16 protein-coding genes are annotated in these 16,141 nt (G+C 65.5%); 13 read left to right on the top strand and 3 right to left on the bottom strand.

The features are described 5' to 3' along the window. Window positions 1-53: 53 nt before the first annotated feature. Both ASF04_RS02610 and paaX read right to left on the bottom strand, forming a co-directional pair. On the bottom strand, window positions 54-1,184 hold the full coding sequence (locus tag ASF04_RS02610; protein ID WP_056137872.1) for a M14-type cytosolic carboxypeptidase: 1,131 nt from the start codon (window positions 1,182-1,184) through the stop codon (window positions 54-56). Window positions 1,185-1,291: 107 nt separating this feature from the next. Beyond that, window positions 1,292-2,230 carry a phenylacetic acid degradation operon negative regulatory protein PaaX gene (gene paaX, locus ASF04_RS02605; protein ID WP_082488504.1) on the bottom strand — a complete coding sequence of 313 codons (939 nt, stop codon included), beginning with the start codon at window positions 2,228-2,230 and terminating at the stop codon, window positions 1,292-1,294. Between the two features lie 144 nt (window positions 2,231-2,374). Between paaX and paaA the strand changes: the two genes are divergently transcribed. From paaA to ASF04_RS02540, 13 genes are all read left to right on the top strand, one after another. Continuing rightward, a complete protein-coding gene (paaA, locus tag ASF04_RS02600) occupies window positions 2,375-3,364 on the top strand; it encodes a 1,2-phenylacetyl-CoA epoxidase subunit PaaA (protein WP_056137870.1) in 990 nt (329 codons plus the stop codon). After that, on the top strand, window positions 3,361-3,669 hold the full coding sequence (gene paaB / locus ASF04_RS02595) for a 1,2-phenylacetyl-CoA epoxidase subunit PaaB (RefSeq protein WP_056137868.1): 309 nt from the start codon (window positions 3,361-3,363) through the stop codon (window positions 3,667-3,669). The genes paaA and paaB overlap by 4 nt, the downstream gene beginning before the upstream one ends. A 9-nt stretch (window positions 3,670-3,678) precedes the next feature. Continuing rightward, window positions 3,679-4,431, top strand: coding sequence for a 1,2-phenylacetyl-CoA epoxidase subunit PaaC (gene paaC, locus ASF04_RS02590; RefSeq protein WP_056137866.1), 753 nt, complete (start codon window positions 3,679-3,681; stop codon window positions 4,429-4,431). A gap of 105 nt (window positions 4,432-4,536) precedes the next feature. After that, a complete protein-coding gene (paaD, locus tag ASF04_RS02585) occupies window positions 4,537-5,130 on the top strand; it encodes a 1,2-phenylacetyl-CoA epoxidase subunit PaaD (protein WP_056138405.1) in 594 nt (197 codons plus the stop codon). 10 nt (window positions 5,131-5,140) lie between these two features. Beyond that, complete coding sequence (gene paaE / locus ASF04_RS02580) at window positions 5,141-6,226, top strand: 1,2-phenylacetyl-CoA epoxidase subunit PaaE (RefSeq protein WP_056137864.1); 1,086 nt, start codon at window positions 5,141-5,143, stop codon at window positions 6,224-6,226. Between the two features lie 12 nt (window positions 6,227-6,238). After that, window positions 6,239-7,045: a 2-(1,2-epoxy-1,2-dihydrophenyl)acetyl-CoA isomerase PaaG gene (gene paaG / locus ASF04_RS02575; protein ID WP_056137862.1), complete on the top strand. Its 807-nt coding sequence runs from the start codon at window positions 6,239-6,241 to the stop codon at window positions 7,043-7,045. 1 nt (window position 7,046) lies between these two features. After that, window positions 7,047-8,624, top strand: a complete 1,578-nt coding sequence (gene paaH, locus ASF04_RS02570) for a 3-hydroxyacyl-CoA dehydrogenase PaaH (RefSeq protein ID WP_056137860.1) — start codon at window positions 7,047-7,049, stop codon at window positions 8,622-8,624. After that, on the top strand, window positions 8,617-9,066 hold the full coding sequence (paaI, locus tag ASF04_RS02565) for a hydroxyphenylacetyl-CoA thioesterase PaaI (RefSeq protein WP_056137858.1): 450 nt from the start codon (window positions 8,617-8,619) through the stop codon (window positions 9,064-9,066). The genes paaH and paaI overlap by 8 nt, the downstream gene beginning before the upstream one ends. Before the next feature lie 15 nt (window positions 9,067-9,081). Continuing rightward, complete coding sequence (paaK, locus tag ASF04_RS02560; RefSeq protein WP_056137856.1) at window positions 9,082-10,413, top strand: phenylacetate--CoA ligase PaaK; 1,332 nt, start codon at window positions 9,082-9,084, stop codon at window positions 10,411-10,413. Between the two features lie 10 nt (window positions 10,414-10,423). Continuing rightward, entirely contained in the window at window positions 10,424-11,638 is a 1,215-nt protein-coding gene (pcaF, locus tag ASF04_RS02555; RefSeq protein WP_056137853.1) for a 3-oxoadipyl-CoA thiolase, read from the top strand. A 2-nt stretch (window positions 11,639-11,640) separates the two neighbouring features. Further along, a complete protein-coding gene (gene paaY / locus ASF04_RS02550) occupies window positions 11,641-12,252 on the top strand; it encodes a phenylacetic acid degradation protein PaaY (RefSeq protein WP_056137851.1) in 612 nt (203 codons plus the stop codon). Window positions 12,253-12,279: 27 nt separating this feature from the next. Further along, window positions 12,280-14,325, top strand: coding sequence for a phenylacetic acid degradation bifunctional protein PaaZ (paaZ, locus tag ASF04_RS02545; protein WP_056137849.1), 2,046 nt, complete (start codon window positions 12,280-12,282; stop codon window positions 14,323-14,325). A gap of 85 nt (window positions 14,326-14,410) precedes the next feature. Next, entirely contained in the window at window positions 14,411-14,839 is a 429-nt protein-coding gene (locus tag ASF04_RS02540; protein ID WP_056137846.1) for a hypothetical protein, read from the top strand. Here the strand turns inward: ASF04_RS02540 and ASF04_RS02535 are convergent. Next, window positions 14,836-16,059, bottom strand: a complete 1,224-nt coding sequence (locus tag ASF04_RS02535; RefSeq protein WP_056137845.1) for a Xaa-Pro peptidase family protein — start codon at window positions 16,057-16,059, stop codon at window positions 14,836-14,838. The two genes, ASF04_RS02540 and ASF04_RS02535, sit on opposite strands and share 4 nt — an antisense overlap. Window positions 16,060-16,141: the final 82 nt, after the last annotated feature.

The following is a 16,141-nucleotide window of genomic DNA, read 5'->3' as shown; positions in this document are numbered from 1 at the left end:
TTTTGCGGACGGCGTCCGCCTTGTCCTGGCGCAGCACCAGGACAAGCAAAGCGTTACTGCTGCGCGACCAGCGTTTGCAGTACCGGTTGCAACACAGCTTTGCCCAGCTCGGCGCTGCGGGCGCCGTTCCAGCCGGTGTCGGCGTCCGGATCGTTGGCGTTGTCCTTGAACGGCAGTTCCACCGTCAGCGACAGGCAGCCGAACTGGTGCGTGATATGGGGCGAACCCATGGTGAGCGTTTCGTCGGTGTACGGGGTTTCGCCGTAGCCGTACTCGTCCTGGAAGTCCGGGCTGGCTATCAGGAAGTTGTCGATGAAGTATTGCTGGCCTTCGGCCTGGTCCGGGGTCCAGGTCGGCAGCGACTCGCTGCCCGCCACGAATACATACGGCAAGCCTTCGTCGCCGTGGATGTCGAGGAACAGGTCGCAACCGGTTTCCAGCATCTTGCTTTTTACCAGGAATACTTCCGGGCTGCGCTCCATGGTCGGATTCAGCCACTCGCGGTTGAGGTTGGCGCCAGCGGCGTTGGTGCGCAGGTTGCCGCGTACCGAGCCGTCCGGATTCATGTTCGGCACCACGTAGAACACGGCTTCCTTCAGGCAATTGCGGCCGAACGGGTTGGCCGGATCGAGCAGCGCTTCGACCATGCCTTCCACAAACCATTCAGCCATCGTCTCGCCCGGGTGCTGGCGTGCGATCACCCACACTTTTTGCTCGGCTTCCGGATCGCCGATGACCAGCATGTTCAGGTCGCGGCCGTCGATGGTGCTGCCCAGGTCGATCTGTTTGACCAATGGCGACAGTTGCGCGTTGTCCAGCAGCGCCAGGTGACGTTCCCACGAATACGGCTCGAAATAGGCGTAATAGACGCTGTCATATTCGGGCGTGTGGTTAATCGTCATCACTTCGCCATCGAACGAGGTCGGCACGCGGAACCAGTTGTCGCGGTCGTAGCTGGCCACGGCCTGGTAGTCTTTCCAGCCATCTGGGTAGGCGGTCTTGCCGGCGTTGAGGAAACGCAGCGCCAGCGGGGTCGATGCGCCGCCCTGCACGCGGAAGTAGAACCACTGGGTAATGTCGGCGTGCGAGTCCTTGCGGATGTTCAGGTCGATCGCGGCCGGGTTGTCGGCGGAAATGACGTCGATGGCGCCGGCGTCGAACTGCTGGCTGATTTTGATAGGCATGGTGGATAGTCCCGTTGAATTCAGTGTCGAGCGCTTGTGGCGCAGTGGCGACATCATACAGGGTGGCAGCCCTTGGCGACACTCGTCTCGGTATGGCGCATAGCCGCTCACCCCTGACGCAAGCCCCCGAACCGCGCATAAAACGCCGCTTCCGCAGCCGGCGCCTCCGGGTCTTCGCGGCGCAGCACGCTGTCGATGTGCTGCTCGGCGGCACCGTGCACGGCCAGGTATAGCTGGCGCGCCAGCGCGTAGGCCTGGGTGCCGGGCCAGGGTGCGGGCAGCAGTTCTGCCGGCAGTTGCGGGTCGTGCAGTTGCACGCGGCGGTAGGCGTGGATCAGCAGGGTGCGGATCACGAAGGCCTGCTCCGGCGTCAGTTCGTCGGCCACGCCGCCGTCGAGCCCTTCTGCGAGCGGCGCAAAGCGCGCCAGAAATTGTTCGTAGCCGGCCGCCACTTCGCGCACGTCCCAGCCGGTCGCTACCAGGTCGCCCAGCGACCGCGCACCCACGCCCGGCACGGTGGCCGCGCGCACCACGAACAGCTTGCCGGTCACGCCCAGGCGCGCCAGCACTTCCGCCAGCGCGGCCGGCTCGGCAGCCGGATGGCCGAGGATGCCGGGCGCGATCACGCTGTAGCCCTCCCACAACAGTTCCTTGCGCACGGCCGTGCGTTCGGCCGGCGTCAGCGCGCCTTCGCCGCTGATGACCAGGGTCCAGCTGCCGTCCCAGTGCGCGTGCGGTTCGGCGTAGATGCGGCGGTAGGCGTGGGAAAAACGCGCCATGGCGTCGGGCGTGATTGCGTAGGCGCTGCGGCGGCCGTCGCGCCGGGCGCCAAGCCAGCCCTCCTGCGCCAGCCGGAACACGGCCGTGCGCAGCAGCCTGTCATTGACGCCGAACGGCGCCAGCAACTCGATCAGGCTGCCGAGCCACACCATGCCGCCGTGCGGCACGATGGCGTCGCCGAAGATGGTCACCACCAGCGATTTCGAGCGCGGCGGGTCGTGGGCAAGGAAGTCGGTGATCCAGTCGGAGCAGTGCATATCGGCCAACAATGTCTGAAAACAGCAGTTTACCGGGTGAAACGCATTTTAAGGGTATCAAATGCGGAATTTTGATATGACTCAAAAAAACTGTAGCGAAAAAGATTTGTGTATCGTATTATGATTTCAAGCCAGTACAGAGGAGGAGACGATATGTACGCCCAACAAGTAGAGACCGGCCTGAGCACGGTCCGCACCATCGCCGACATGGCCGACGACGAACGCGCCTTCCAGGCCCGCATCGACGCCGGCGTGCGCATCGAGGCCAAGGACTGGATGCCCGACGCTTACCGCAAAACCCTGATCCGCCAGATTTCCCAGCACGCCCACTCGGAAATCGTCGGTCAGCTACCGGAAGGCAACTGGGTCACGCGCGCCCCCACGCTCAAGCGCAAGTCGATTTTGCTGGCCAAGATCCAGGACGAAGCCGGCCACGGCCTGTACCTGTACAGCGCCGCCGAGACGCTGGGCGTTACCCGCGACGAACTGCTCGCTGCCTTGCACAGCGGCAAAGCCAAGTATTCGAGCATCTTCAATTACCCCACCTTGTCGTGGGCCGACATGGGCGCCATCGGCTGGCTGGTCGATGGTTCGGCCATCATCAACCAGATCCCGCTGTGCCGCTGCTCGTACGGACCGTATGCGCGCGCCATGGTCCGCGTGTGCAAGGAGGAGTCGTTCCATGCGCGCCAGGGCTACGACATCATGCTGTCGCTGGCGCGCGGCACGCCCGAGCAAAAGGCCATGGCGCAGGATGCGCTCAATCGCTGGTGGTGGCCGTCGCTGATGATGTTCGGCCCGTCCGACGCCGAATCGGTCAACAGCGCGCAGTCGGCGCAGTGGCGCATCAAGCTGTTCTCCAACGACGAACTGCGCCAGCGCATGGTCGATCAGACCGTGCCGCAGGCCGAGTTCCTGGGCCTGACCGTGCCCGACCCCGACCTGCGCTTCAATGCCGAGACGGGCCACTACGAATTCGGCGCCATCGACTGGACCGAATTCCAGAATGTCCTCAAGGGCAATGGCCCGTGCAACCGCGAGCGCTTGCGCATGCGCGTCGATGCCTGGGAGGAGGGCGCCTGGTTCCGCGAGGCGCTGGTGGCGCACGCCGACAAACACGCAGCAGTGAAGGAGGTCGCATGACAACGCAAACGAACCCGCAATCGAGCAAAGAATGGCCGTTGTGGGAAGTGTTCATCCGCAGCCAGCATGGCCTGGCGCACAAGCACGTGGGTAGCCTGCACGCGCCGGACGCCGAAATGGCGGTCAACAACGCGCGCGACGTCTATACCCGCCGCAACGAGGGCGTGAGCATCTGGGTGGTGCGCGCGGCCGACATCGTCGCCAGCAGCCCGTCCGACAAGGGCGCCCTGTTCGAGCCGGCCAACAGCAAGGTCTATCGCCATCCCACCTTCTTCCCGATGCCGGAAGAAGTGAAGAATTTGTAAGGAGCGGCGATGGACCCGAAAGTAAACTACCTGCTGCGCCTGGGCGATAACGCCCTGATCCTGAGCCAGCAGCTGTGCCGCCTGTGCGGCAAGGGCCCGGCGCTGGAAGAAGACATGGCGCTGTCCAACGTGGCGCTCGACCTGCTGGGCCAAACCCGCCTGTGGTACGAGTACGCGGCCGAACTGGAAGGCGCGGGGCGCGACGAAGACCGCCTGGCCTACCACCGCGACGCCCACGATTTCAAGAACTGCCTGCTGCTCGAGCAACCGAACGGCAACTACGCCGACACCATGATGCGGCAGTTTTATTTCGACACCTGGCATTACTTCCTGATTGCCGGCCTCGCGCACAGCAATGACGCGCGCATTGCCGCCATCGCCGAAAAATCGCTGAAGGAAGTCACGTACCACCTGCGCCGCAGCGGCGACTTGGTAGTACGCATGGGTGACGGCACCGCCATCAGCCACGCCAAAACCCAGGCCGCCGCCGACGCGCTGTGGATGTACAGCGGCGAAGCATTCACGTATGACGCGGTCGATCACGCCATGGTCGATGCCGGCATCGCCCCACCGGCGGACGAGTTGCGCACGCAAGGGCTGGCGCACGTGGCGGAGATTTTCGCCGAAGCCACGCTGGCAATGCCACCCAAGGACGCCTGGATGCAGAGCGGCGGCAAGCAGGGGCGCCACACCGAGCACCTGGGCTATATCCTGGCCGAGATGCAGTTTTTGCAGCGCGCGTATCCGAATGCGCAGTGGTGAGGAGGCGATATGAGCGTACCTGAAGCCGTCATCCTCGCGAACTCTGGGATCCTTACTGAGCGTCCCATCAAGCGGGCTATGGATCCCGCGCCGGCGGACCGCCGCATGCGCGAGGATGACGGATCTGAGGATGAAGGCTTCGACGAGGAGCAGGTGAACGGCTGGCTCGCCGAAATCCCCGACCCAGAAATCCCTGTTATCAGTATCACCGACCTGGGCATCGTGCGCGGCGTGCGCGTGGCCGACGATGGCGCCTGCCACATCACGATCACGCCCACCTACAGTGGTTGTCCCGCCATGCAGGTAATCGCCAACGCCATCACTGAAGCGCTGCGTGTAAAAGGTGTGCAGCAAGTGGTGCTGCACACCCAGCTCACGCCTGCCTGGACCACCGACTGGATGACGGACAGCGGCAAGCAAAAGCTGCGCGCTTACGGCATTGCGCCCCCGGCCGAACAGGCGCAGGTGATCGACATCAGCCGCCTGCGCGCGGGCGCCGCAGCCGTTGTTACGTCTGTATCCGCCGCGTCAGCAGTCTCGCGCCGGGGGATGCACGCTGTCCCCAAACCGGCGATAGCCTGTCCCCACTGCGGCTCCACCCACACCGAAGTCACCAGCCAGTTTGGCTCCACGCCCTGCAAGGCGCTCTATAAATGCCTGGACTGCCGCGAACCGTTCGATTACTTCAAGTGTCACTAGGTCAACCACCATGAGCCAATTCCATCCACTGACCGTGTCCCAGGTGCGCCACGAAACGCGCGACACCATCGCTGTCACCTTTGCCGTGCCCCCGGAGCTGCGCGCCAGCTACGCCTACCAGCAGGGCCAGCACCTGACCCTGCGCGCGCAGATCGACGGTGAAGACGTGCGCCGGTCGTACTCGATCTGCTCGGCCGTGCAGGACGACGCGCTGCGCGTAGCCATCAAGCGCACGCCCGGCGGCGTATTCTCCGCCTGGGCCGTTGACCATTTGCAGCCGGGCGCCGTGCTCGACGTGATGCCGCCTTCCGGCCACTTCAACGTGCCGCTCGACGCCGCCAGCCGCAAGCACTACCTGGCCTTTGCCGCCGGCAGCGGCATCACGCCCATCCTGTCGATCATCAAGACCACGCTGGCATTCGAGCCGCACAGCCGCTTTACGCTCTTCTATGGCAACCGCGCCAGCTCGTCGGTGATCTTCCGCGAAGAACTGGCCGATCTCAAGGATGTCTACCTGGACCGCCTGCGCATCGCCTATGTGATGAGCCGCGAACAGCAGGACATCGACCTGTTCAACGGCCGCATCACGCAGGACAAGTGCACCGAATTCCTGCGCTACTGGGCCCGCGTGGACGATATCGATGTCGCCTTTATCTGCGGGCCGCAAGACATGATGCTGGGCGTGTCCGCTGCATTGCAGGCAGCAGGCATGCCGAAGGACGCGATCAAGGTCGAACTGTTTGCTGCCACGGGCGCCAACGGCCCGAGAAAAGCCCGCACTCACGCGGCCACACCGGACAGCGCACACCAGCACACGGAAGTCACGGTGATCATGGACGGCAGCGCCACCAGCTTCACCATGGCGCAGGACCAGGAGTCGCTGCTCGACGCCGGCCTGCGCGCCGGCATCGACATGCGCTACTCGTGCAAGGGCGGCGTCTGTTCCACGTGCCGCTGCAAACTGGTTGAAGGCCAGGTGGACATGGACATCAACTACGCGCTGGAAGACTACGAGGTGGCGCGCGGCTTTGTGCTCAGCTGCCAGAGCTTCCCCATCACCGGCAAGGTGGTGCTCGACTTCGACCAGGCCGAATAACCAGGAGACACCATGAACGCCAAAAATTATCAAAACATCCTGTTCGGGATCGACGCCGGCGTTGCCACGCTTACCCTGAACCGCCCCGATAAGCTCAACAGCTTCACCCAGGCCATGCACGAGGAAGTGCGCGACGCATTGCGCAAGGTCGGCGCCGACAGGAGCGTGCGGGTGCTGGTGCTCACCGGCGCCGGGCGCGGTTTCTGTGCCGGCCAGGACCTGTCCGACCGCGCCGTATCGAATGCGCCGGGCACGCGGCAGGTGGACCTGGGCGACTCGGTCGAGAAGAACTATGCGCCGCTGGTGCTGGCGCTGCGCGCCTTGCCCATGCCGGTGATCTGCGCCGTCAACGGCGTGGCTGCCGGCGCCGGCGCCAACCTGGCGCTGGCCTGCGATATCGTGCTCGCTGCCAGTTCCGCCTCGTTCGTGGAAGTGTTCTGCAAACTGGGCCTGATCCCCGACACCGGCGGCACGTACTTTTTGCCGCGCCTGGTCGGCACGGCGCGCGCCATGGGCCTGGCCATGCTGGGCGAAAAGCTCACCGCCGAAAAAGCCGAGCAGTGGGGCCTGATCTGGAAAGCCGTGCCCGATGCCGACCTGGCCGCCGAGACCGACAAGCTGGCGCGCCATTTTGTCAGCGCGCCCACCCAGGGACTGGCATTCACCAAGCAGGCCATCCACGCCAGTGCCCACAACACCTTGCAGCAGCAGCTCACGCTCGAATGCGCCATGATGAGCGAACTGGGACGCACCAGCGATTACCGCGAGGGCGTGGCAGCCTTCATGGAAAAGCGCGCACCGCAATTTACGGGGAAATGACATGACCGCACTGTCTCAAGACCGGGTGGTGGCCGTCATCGGCAGCGGCGCCATGGGCGCCGGCATTGCCCAGGTGGCGGCGATCGCCGGCTACACCGTCAAGCTGTACGACAGCCGTCCCGAACCGGTGGCCAAGGCCATGTCCGATATCGCGCTGGCCCTGAATAAGCTGGTGGCCAGGCAGCGCATGAGCCCCGTGGACGCTGCCGCGTCGCTGGCCCGGTTGCAACCGGCGCTCACGCTCGACGACATCGCCGCCGCCAAACCGGGCCTGGTGGTGGAAGCCATCGTCGAGAACCTCGACGCCAAGCGCACCCTGTTCGCCCAGCTGGAAAGCCTGCTGGACGACGGCTGCATCCTGGCCACCAACACCTCGTCGATCTCGGTCACCGCCATCGGCGCCCAACTGCACGCCCCTGCCCGGCTGGTGGGCATGCACTTCTTCAATCCGGTGCCGCTGATGGCGCTGGTGGAAGTGATCAGTGGCCTGGCGACCGACAGCTTTGTCGCGCAGACCGTGCACGATACCGCCGCCGCCTGGGGCAAGCACCCGGTCCACGCGCGCTCCACGCCCGGCTTCATCGTCAACCGGGTGGCGCGCCCGTACTATGCCGAAGGCTGGCGCCTGCTGGCCGAAGGTGCTGCCGACGTGGCTACCATCGATGCCGTGCTGCGCGAGGCCGGTGGCTTCCGCATGGGGCCTTTCGAGCTGATGGACCTGATCGGTCACGACGTCAATTTCGCTGTCACGCAGTCGGTGTTCGAGGCGTACTTCAACGATCCGCGCTTCACGCCGTCGGTCTTGCAGCAGGAACTGGTCAACGCCGGCTTCCTGGGCCGCAAGGCGGGGCGTGGCTGCTACCGCTACGGCGATGGCGCCGTCAACGAGCCGGCACAGCAGGAAGCGCCGCAACCGGTGCCCGCTTTTGTGAGCTACACCCGGGATGCCGGTGCCCTGGCCGCCGCCACGCATCCGCACGGCGGGGCTGTGACCGACGCGCTGGCGCAGCGCCTGCGCACCGCCGGTATCGAGGTGGCCCACCGCAAGGTGGAAAAGACCGTGGACGATGCGCCAGCCTTCCACTGCAACGGCGCCGCCGTCTATCTGACCGATGGCCGCAGCGCCACGCAGCGCGCCGCCGACAACCAGCATCCGGACACGGTTCTCGTGGACCTGGCGTTCGACTATGCCAGCGCCACCCGCATCGCCATCGCCTGCGCCGACCAGTGCGCACCGCAGGCGTACCAGGCGGTGGTGGGCCTGCTGCAAGCGGCCGGCTTCACCGTTACCCGGCTCGACGACGTACCGGGCATGGCCGTCATGCGCACCGTCGCCATGCTGGCCAACGAGGCGGCCGATGCCGTCAACCAGGGCGTGTGCAGTGCCGATGGCGCCGATGTCGCCATGCAGAAGGGCGTCAATTATCCACGCGGGCCGCTGGCCTGGGCCGATGCCATCGGCGTGGGCCACGTGGTCGCCGTATTGAACAACCTGGCCGCCAGCTATGGCGAAGACCGATATCGTGTGTCGCCGCTGCTGCGGCGCAAACACGCGGCAGGAGCGACCATCCATGCATGAGACACTGACCGACCTCACTCCGCAGGCCCTGGCCGAAAAAGTCGCTGCCGCCATGTATGCGCGCGATCCCGCCTCGCAGGGGCTGGGCATCATGCTCGATGGTGTTGGCGCCGGCTGCGCCACCATGTCGATGACGATCCGTGCCGACATGCTCAATGGCCACGGCAGCTGCCACGGCGGCTTTATTTTTACCCTGGCCGACAGCGCGTTCGCTTTTGCCTGCAACAGCTACAACCTCAACACGGTGGGCGCAGCGTGCACCATCGATTACCTGGCGCCGGGGCGGCAGGGCGACGTGCTTACTGCCACTGCGCGCGAACAGGCGCTGGCCGGCAAAAGTGGCGTCTATGACGTCACGGTAGTCAACCAGGAAGGGCGCACGGTTGCCCTGTTTCGCGGCAAATCGCTGCGCGTGGGCGGCCACGTACTGGCAACCGAATAAAAAACAGGAGCAGACATGGTACAACGCACACCCGAACCGTCGGACCTGGAGCCGATCGAACGCGCCAGCCGCGACGAACTGCAAGCGCTGCAACTGCAACGCATGCAGTGGACGCTGCAGCACGCGTACGACAACGTGCCGCACTACCGCAAGGCGTTCGACGCGGCCGGCGTCCATCCTGCCGATTTGAAATCGCTGGCCGACCTTGCAAAATTCCCGTTCACCGGCAAGAAGGAGCTGCGCGAAAACTACCCGTTCGGCATGTTTGCCGTGCCGCGCGAGCAGGTCGTGCGGGTGCATGCTTCGAGCGGCACCACCGGCAAGCCTACCGTGGTGGGCTACACCCAGAATGATATCGACACCTGGGCCAGCGTGGTGGCGCGCTCGATCCGCGCGGCGGGCGGGCGGCGCGGCGACATGGTGCATATCTCTTACGGCTACGGACTGTTCACCGGCGGCCTCGGTGCGCACTACGGCGCCGAGCGGCTTGGCTGCACGGTGGTGCCGATGTCCGGCGGCCAGACCGAGCGCCAGGTGCAGCTGATCGAAGACTTCAAGCCGTCCATCATCATGGTGACGCCGTCGTACATGCTCAACATCATCGAGGAATACCAGCGGCAAGGGCTCGACCCCGCCGCCAGTTCGCTCAAAGTCGGCATCTTCGGCGCCGAGCCGTGGACCGACGCCATGCGCCGCGAAATCGAGCAGCGCGCCGGCATCGACGCGGTGGACATCTACGGCTTGTCCGAAGTGATGGGCCCCGGCGTGGCCAGCGAATGCATCGAGAGCAAGGACGGCCCGGTGATCTGGGAAGACCATTTTTACCCGGAGATCATCGACCCCGACACCGGCGAAGTGCTGCCAGACGGCGATGAAGGCGAGCTGGTATTCACCTCGCTGACCAAGGAGGCGCTGCCGATCATCCGCTATCGCACGCGCGACCTCACGCGGCTGCTGCCACCTACTTCACGCGCGATGCGCCGCATCGGCAAGATCACCGGCCGCTCGGACGACATGCTGATTATCCGGGGCGTAAACGTGTTCCCGTCGCAGATCGAGGAACTGATCCTCAAGATGCCGTTGCTGGCGCCCCAGTACCAGCTGATCATCAAGCGCGACGGCCACCTCGACCAACTGGAGGTGCTGGCCGAGCTGCGTCCGGAGGCGGGCAACATGCTCACCGGCGACAACGAAGCACTGGCCCAGCAGTTGGCAAATGAGCTGGAAATCCGCATCAAGACCAACGTGGGCGTCTCCACCCGGGTAAGGCTGGTGGCCCCCAACGGCATCGAACGCACGCTCACCGGCAAGGCCCGCCGCGTGATCGACCAGCGCCCCAAGTCATAAAGGACATGCAATGACCGAGAATTCCGCATACATCTGCGACGCCATCCGCACCCCGTTCGGCCGCTACGGCGGCGCCCTGGCCAACTTGCGCACCGACGACCTGGCCGCGCTGCCCATTGCCGCCCTCATCGCCCGCAATTCCAGGGTGGACTGGGCCAGGGTCGATGACGTGTATTACGGCTGCGCCAACCAGGCCGGCGAGGACAATCGCAATGTTGGCCGCATGGCAGCGCTGCTGGCCGGCCTGCCGGTCGAGGTCCCGGCCAGCACCATCAACCGCCTGTGCGGCTCCAGCCTGGACGCCGTGGGCAGCGCAGCGCGCGCCATTCGCGCGGGTGAGGCACACCTGGTCATCGCCGGCGGCGTGGAGAGCATGACGCGCGCGCCGTTCGTGATGGGCAAGGCCGACAGCGCGTTCTCGCGCAGCGCCAAGATCGAGGACACCACGCTGGGCTGGCGCTTCGTCAATCCGCGCATGAAGGAGCAGTACGGCATCGACAGCATGCCCGAGACGGCGGAAAACGTGGCCGCGCAGTTCCACATCAGCCGCGCCGACCAGGACGCGTTCGCGCTGCGCAGCCAGCAGCGCTGGGCCGCCGCCCACGCGGCTGGCGTGTTCCGCGACGAGATCGTGCCGGTGACGCTGCCGCAAAAGAAGGGCGCCCCCCAAATCTTCGACACCGACGAGCACCCGCGCCCGGACACCACCATCGAGACGCTGGCAAAACTCAAAGGCGTGGTGCGCGCGGACGGTACCGTTACCGCCGGAAATGCCTCGGGCGTCAACGACGGCGCCTGCGCCATCCTGCTCGCCTCGCACACCGCCGCCGAGCAATACGGCCTGCGCAAGCGCGCCCGCGTCTTGGGCATGGCTACCGCCGGCCTGGCGCCGCGCATCATGGGCTTCGGCCCGTCACCGGCGTCGCGCAAGGTGCTGGCGCTGGTGGGCCTGACCATCGACCAGATGGACGTGATCGAATTGAACGAGGCGTTTGCCGCCCAGGGTCTGGCCGTCACGCGCGACCTGGGCCTGGCCGACGATGCGCCCCACGTCAACCCCAACGGCGGCGCGATCGCCATCGGCCATCCGCTGGGCGCCTCGGGCGCGCGGCTGGTATTGGCCGCCCTTACGCAACTGGAGCGCACCGGTGGCCGCTATGCGCTGTGCACCATGTGCATCGGCGTGGGGCAGGGCATCGCGGTTGTCATCGAGCGGGTGGCATAGTCATGGTCAAGGTCTATGAAATCAACGGCGTCACACCAGTGGTGCACCCCACCGCCTACGTCCATCCGAGCGCGGTGCTGATCGGCGACGTCATTGTCGGCCCGCGCTGCTACATCGGGCCGCTGGCCGCACTGCGCGGCGACTTCGGCCGCCTGATTTTGGAGGAAGGCGCCAACCTGCAGGACACCTGCGTGATGCACGGCTTTCCCGGCGCCGATACGGTGGTGGGCGTCGATGGCCACATCGGCCACGGCGCCGTGCTGCACGGCTGCCGCATCGGCCACAATGCGCTGGTCGGCATGAACAGCGTGGTGATGGATAACGCCGTGATCGGCGCCGAGTCCATCGTCGCGGCCATGAGCTTTGTCCGCGCCGGCATGGAAGTACCGGAACGCAGCCTGGTGGTCGGCACGCCGGCCAAGGTGGTGCGGCCGCTGCGCGACGACGAAGTCGCCTGGAAAACTACTGGTACCGGCCACTATCACGAACTGGCGGTGCGCTCGATGAATACCATGCGCGAGGTGGACGCACTCACCGACATCGAGCCTGACCGCCCGCGCGTCCAGTGGGATAGCGCTTTGCCGCTCCACCTGCACAAGAACGCCTCGGCATAAGGGGACCATAAACAAGGAGAACTGACCATGATACCAACACTGCAAAGCCTGATCGGCGGCCGCTGGATCGGCCGCGAGGCGGCCACGCCGCTGCACAACGCCCTGACTGGCGGCCTGATTTACCACACCCATGCCGATGCCATCGACTTCGGTGAAGCGGTCCATTACGCGCGCAAGACTGGCGTGCCGAGCTTGATGAAACTGGACTTCCAGCAGCGCGCCGCCATCCTCAAAGCCCTGGCGCTGTATCTGCTGGAGCGCAAGGAAGAGCTGTACGCGATCTCGCACCTTACCGGCGCCACCCGCGCCGACAGCTGGGTCGATATCGAAGGCGGCACCGGCACCCTGTTCGCGTACGCCAGTATGGGCGGGCGCGAGCTGCCGTCGTCGAACGTGCTGCACGAGGGGCCGGCCATGGCACTCGGTAAAAACGGCGGCTTTGCCGGCACCCACATCCTGGTGCCGCGCGGCGGCGTGGCGGTGCATATCAATGCCTTCAATTTCCCGATCTGGGGTTTGCTGGAAAAATTCGCGCCGAGCTTCCTGGCCGCCATGCCATGCATCGGCAAGCCGGCCACCGCCACGAGCTACCTGACCGAAGCCGTGGTACGCATGATGCACGAATCGGGCTTGCTGCCTGAGGGGGCACTGCAACTGGTGATCGGCAGCACCGGCGACCTGCTCGACCGCCTGGAAGGATTCGACGCCGTCACCTTCACCGGCTCGGCCGATACGGCCGCCAGGTTGCGCGTGAATCGCAACCTGGTTGCCCACTCGGTGCCGTTTACCGCCGAAGCGGATTCCCTCAACTGCGCCATCCTGGCGCCCGACATCACGCCTGACGACCCCGAGTTCGACCTGTTCGTCAAGGAAGTGGCGCGCGAGATGACCGGCAAGGCGGGGCAGAAGTGCACGGCCATCCGTCGCATTATCGTGCCCGAGGCGTTGGTCGATGCGGTGGGCGCGCGCTTGCGCGAGCGCCTGGCCAAGGTCAGCGTGGGCGATCCTGCCGTGGAAGGCGTGCGCATGGGCGCGCTGGCCTCGAAAGACCAGCAGCGCGACGTGGGCGAGCGCCTGGCGCTGCTCGCGCACGGTAACGAGGTGCTGTTCGGCGCGCGCGATGGCTTTAAACCGGTCGGCGACGGCGTGGCCGATGGCGCGTTTTTTGCGCCCACCTTGCTGCTGTGCCGCGACGGCATGACCAACGACGCCGTGCACGACGTGGAGGCGTTCGGGCCGGTGAGCACCATCATCAGCTACCACGGCATCGACCAGGCGCTGGCGCTGGCCGCGCGCGGCAAGGGTTCGCTGGTATCGACGCTGGTGACGAAGGAGCCGGCGATCGCCGCCTACGCCGTGCCGATGGCCGCCGCCTCGCATGGCCGCGTGCTGATTCTCGAGCGCGAAGCGGCGGTGGACTCCACCGGCCACGGCTCGCCGCTGCCGCAGTTGAAGCACGGCGGGCCTGGTCGCGCCGGCGGCGGCGAAGAACTGGGCGGCATCCGCGCGGTGCGCCATTTCCTGCAACGGGCGGCGGTGCAGGGTTCGCCCACCATGCTGGCGGCGGTCACCGGAGAATACGTGCGCGGTGCCCGGGTGCAGGAGAGCGAAGTACACCCGTTCCGCAAGCACTTCGAGGAACTGCACATCGGCGACTCGCTGCTCACGCACCGGCGCACCGTCAGCGAAGCGGACATCGTCAACTTCGGCGGCGTCTCGGGCGACTATTTTTACATGCACTTCGACGACATCGCCGCCAGGGACACCCAGTTTGGCAAGCGCATCGCCCACGGCTACTTCGTGCTGTCGGCCGCCGCCGGCCTGTTCGTCTCACCGGCGCCCGGCCCCGTGCTGGCCAACTACGGCCTGGACAACCTGCGCTTCGTGGCGCCGGTCGCCATCGGCGACACCATTCGCGCCCGCCTTACCTGCAAACGCAAGGTGGACCGCAACCGCACTGACGACAAGGGCGTGGGGCAGGGCGTGGTGGCCTGGGACGTGCAGGTCACCAACCAGCATGACGAGCTGGTGGCCAGTTATGACATCCTGACCCTGGTGATGAAGCGGTCATAAAACAACGCCGCCCGGCGTTGCGGGCGGCGCTTTCCTTTTCCCCGCCCACCCTGCACAATAGCGCTTTCTCTCAGCAGGCGGCGCCATGGCACTTTTCACCAAGACTCAATTCGTCCTCAATCCGATGGAGAACCCGCGTACCTGGGTGACTTTTGGCGTAGCCATCGCTTGCCTGCTGGCGGTGGGGCTGCTGCCGCGCGGGTTCGATTTCGTGGGGATACTGCGCATTGCCATGCTGGGCGTGGCCGGCTATATCGGTGCGGCCGCCATCGAACACCTGCCCGTGCGCGGTACCGTGCTGGTAGCCGACAGCACGGCCTTTTTGGCGCGAATCGCCATGTTCGGCTATGTGCCTACCGGCGAGTCGGCGCAGGGCCAGGTGTTCACCCACCGCAGCGCGTCGCCGATGCGCCATATCTATAGCCCGATCGTGGTGGGCCGCACGGTGGGCAGCACCTTTACCGCCACCGTGCCGCTGCGCTTCTACCGCGCAGTAAAAGACTTAAAGGCTTAAACCTTCAGGCCGAACGGATCGTCGATGCTGTACGCCGGTTCGGTAAACCACTTCGGGCCATGTTCCGTCATGTAGAAATGGTCCTCGTGGCGCACGCCGAATTCGCCGGGGATGCAGATCATCGGTTCGTTCGAAAAACACATGCCCACGTCCAGCAGCGTCTTGTTGCCGCCGACCAGGTACGGCCACTCGTGGATATCGAGGCCGATGCCGTGGCCGGTGCGGTGCGGCAGGCCTGGCAGCTTGTAGCCGGGACCGAAACCATCTTCTTCCAGCGCACGGCGGGCCGCCTGGTCCACCGCTTCGCACGGCACGCCCAGCTGCGCGGCCGCAAACGCCGCCAGTTGCGCCTTCTTCTCGCTGTTCCACACCGACCGCTGACGTTCGCTGATCTCGCCGTACACATAAGTGCGGGTGATGTCGGAGATGTAGTTGTGCAGTTTGCAGCCGGTGTCGATCAGCACCGTGTCGCCGGGCTTCAAGGTCTGCACATAGCTCACGCCGTGCGGGTACGCGGTGGCCTCGCCGAACAGCACGATCACGAAGTATGAGCCGGAAGCGCCCACCTTGCGGTGCGCGCGGTCGATGAACTGTTCCACCTCGGTGGTGGTGATCCCCTCGTGCAGGATCGAGGCGGCCGCCACGTGCACGGCCATCGTCATGTCCTTGGCGCGCTGCATCAGCGCGATCTCGTTGGCGGACTTGCGGGTGCGGCAGTGGGCCGTTACCAGGCTGGCGTTTTCCAGTGCATAGCCCGCAGCCAGCGGACGGATGCCGTCGTAGATGAAGAAGGCGGCGCTCTCGCAGATGCCGATGCGCGGCGAGGCGACAGTATCGGGCGCAATCCCCATGCGCGCCAGCGTGTCGATGAACAGCTGGTACGGGCTTTCGTGCTCTTCCCAGCAGTTGACCGGGCCGTCCACCAGCATGAAGTCCTTCAGCGTGCTTTCCTCGAAGGCTGGAGCGATGTATTCGATGGCGCCGCTGGCGGGCAGGATGGCGCCCACCATGCGTTCGCTGGCGTGCCACTTGGTGCCGGTGAAGTAGGTGAGATTGGCGCCGGCGTTGATGTAGATCGCCGCCACGCCCTGTGCGCGCATGAAGGCCTGGGCGCGCGCCACGCGTTCCAGGTGCTCGTCTTTGGCGATCGGGACTGCGCCCGCCGTCATGTCCGATAAAGAGGCCAGCGCCTCGTCGATGGTCTTGCCGCCTATGGTCATAGCTGTCCCTGCACAAATTGGATAATGGTCCGCGATGATAGCAGCTGTCATCAAGCCGTAACAGGGCGCTGTTATCGTGCCG

Origin of the sequence: Duganella sp. Leaf61 (assembly GCF_001421905.1) — a bacterium.
Lineage (GTDB): Bacteria > Pseudomonadota > Gammaproteobacteria > Burkholderiales > Burkholderiaceae_D > Rugamonas > Rugamonas zoogloeoides.
This window is presented reverse-complemented; position numbering and strand designations above follow the sequence as displayed.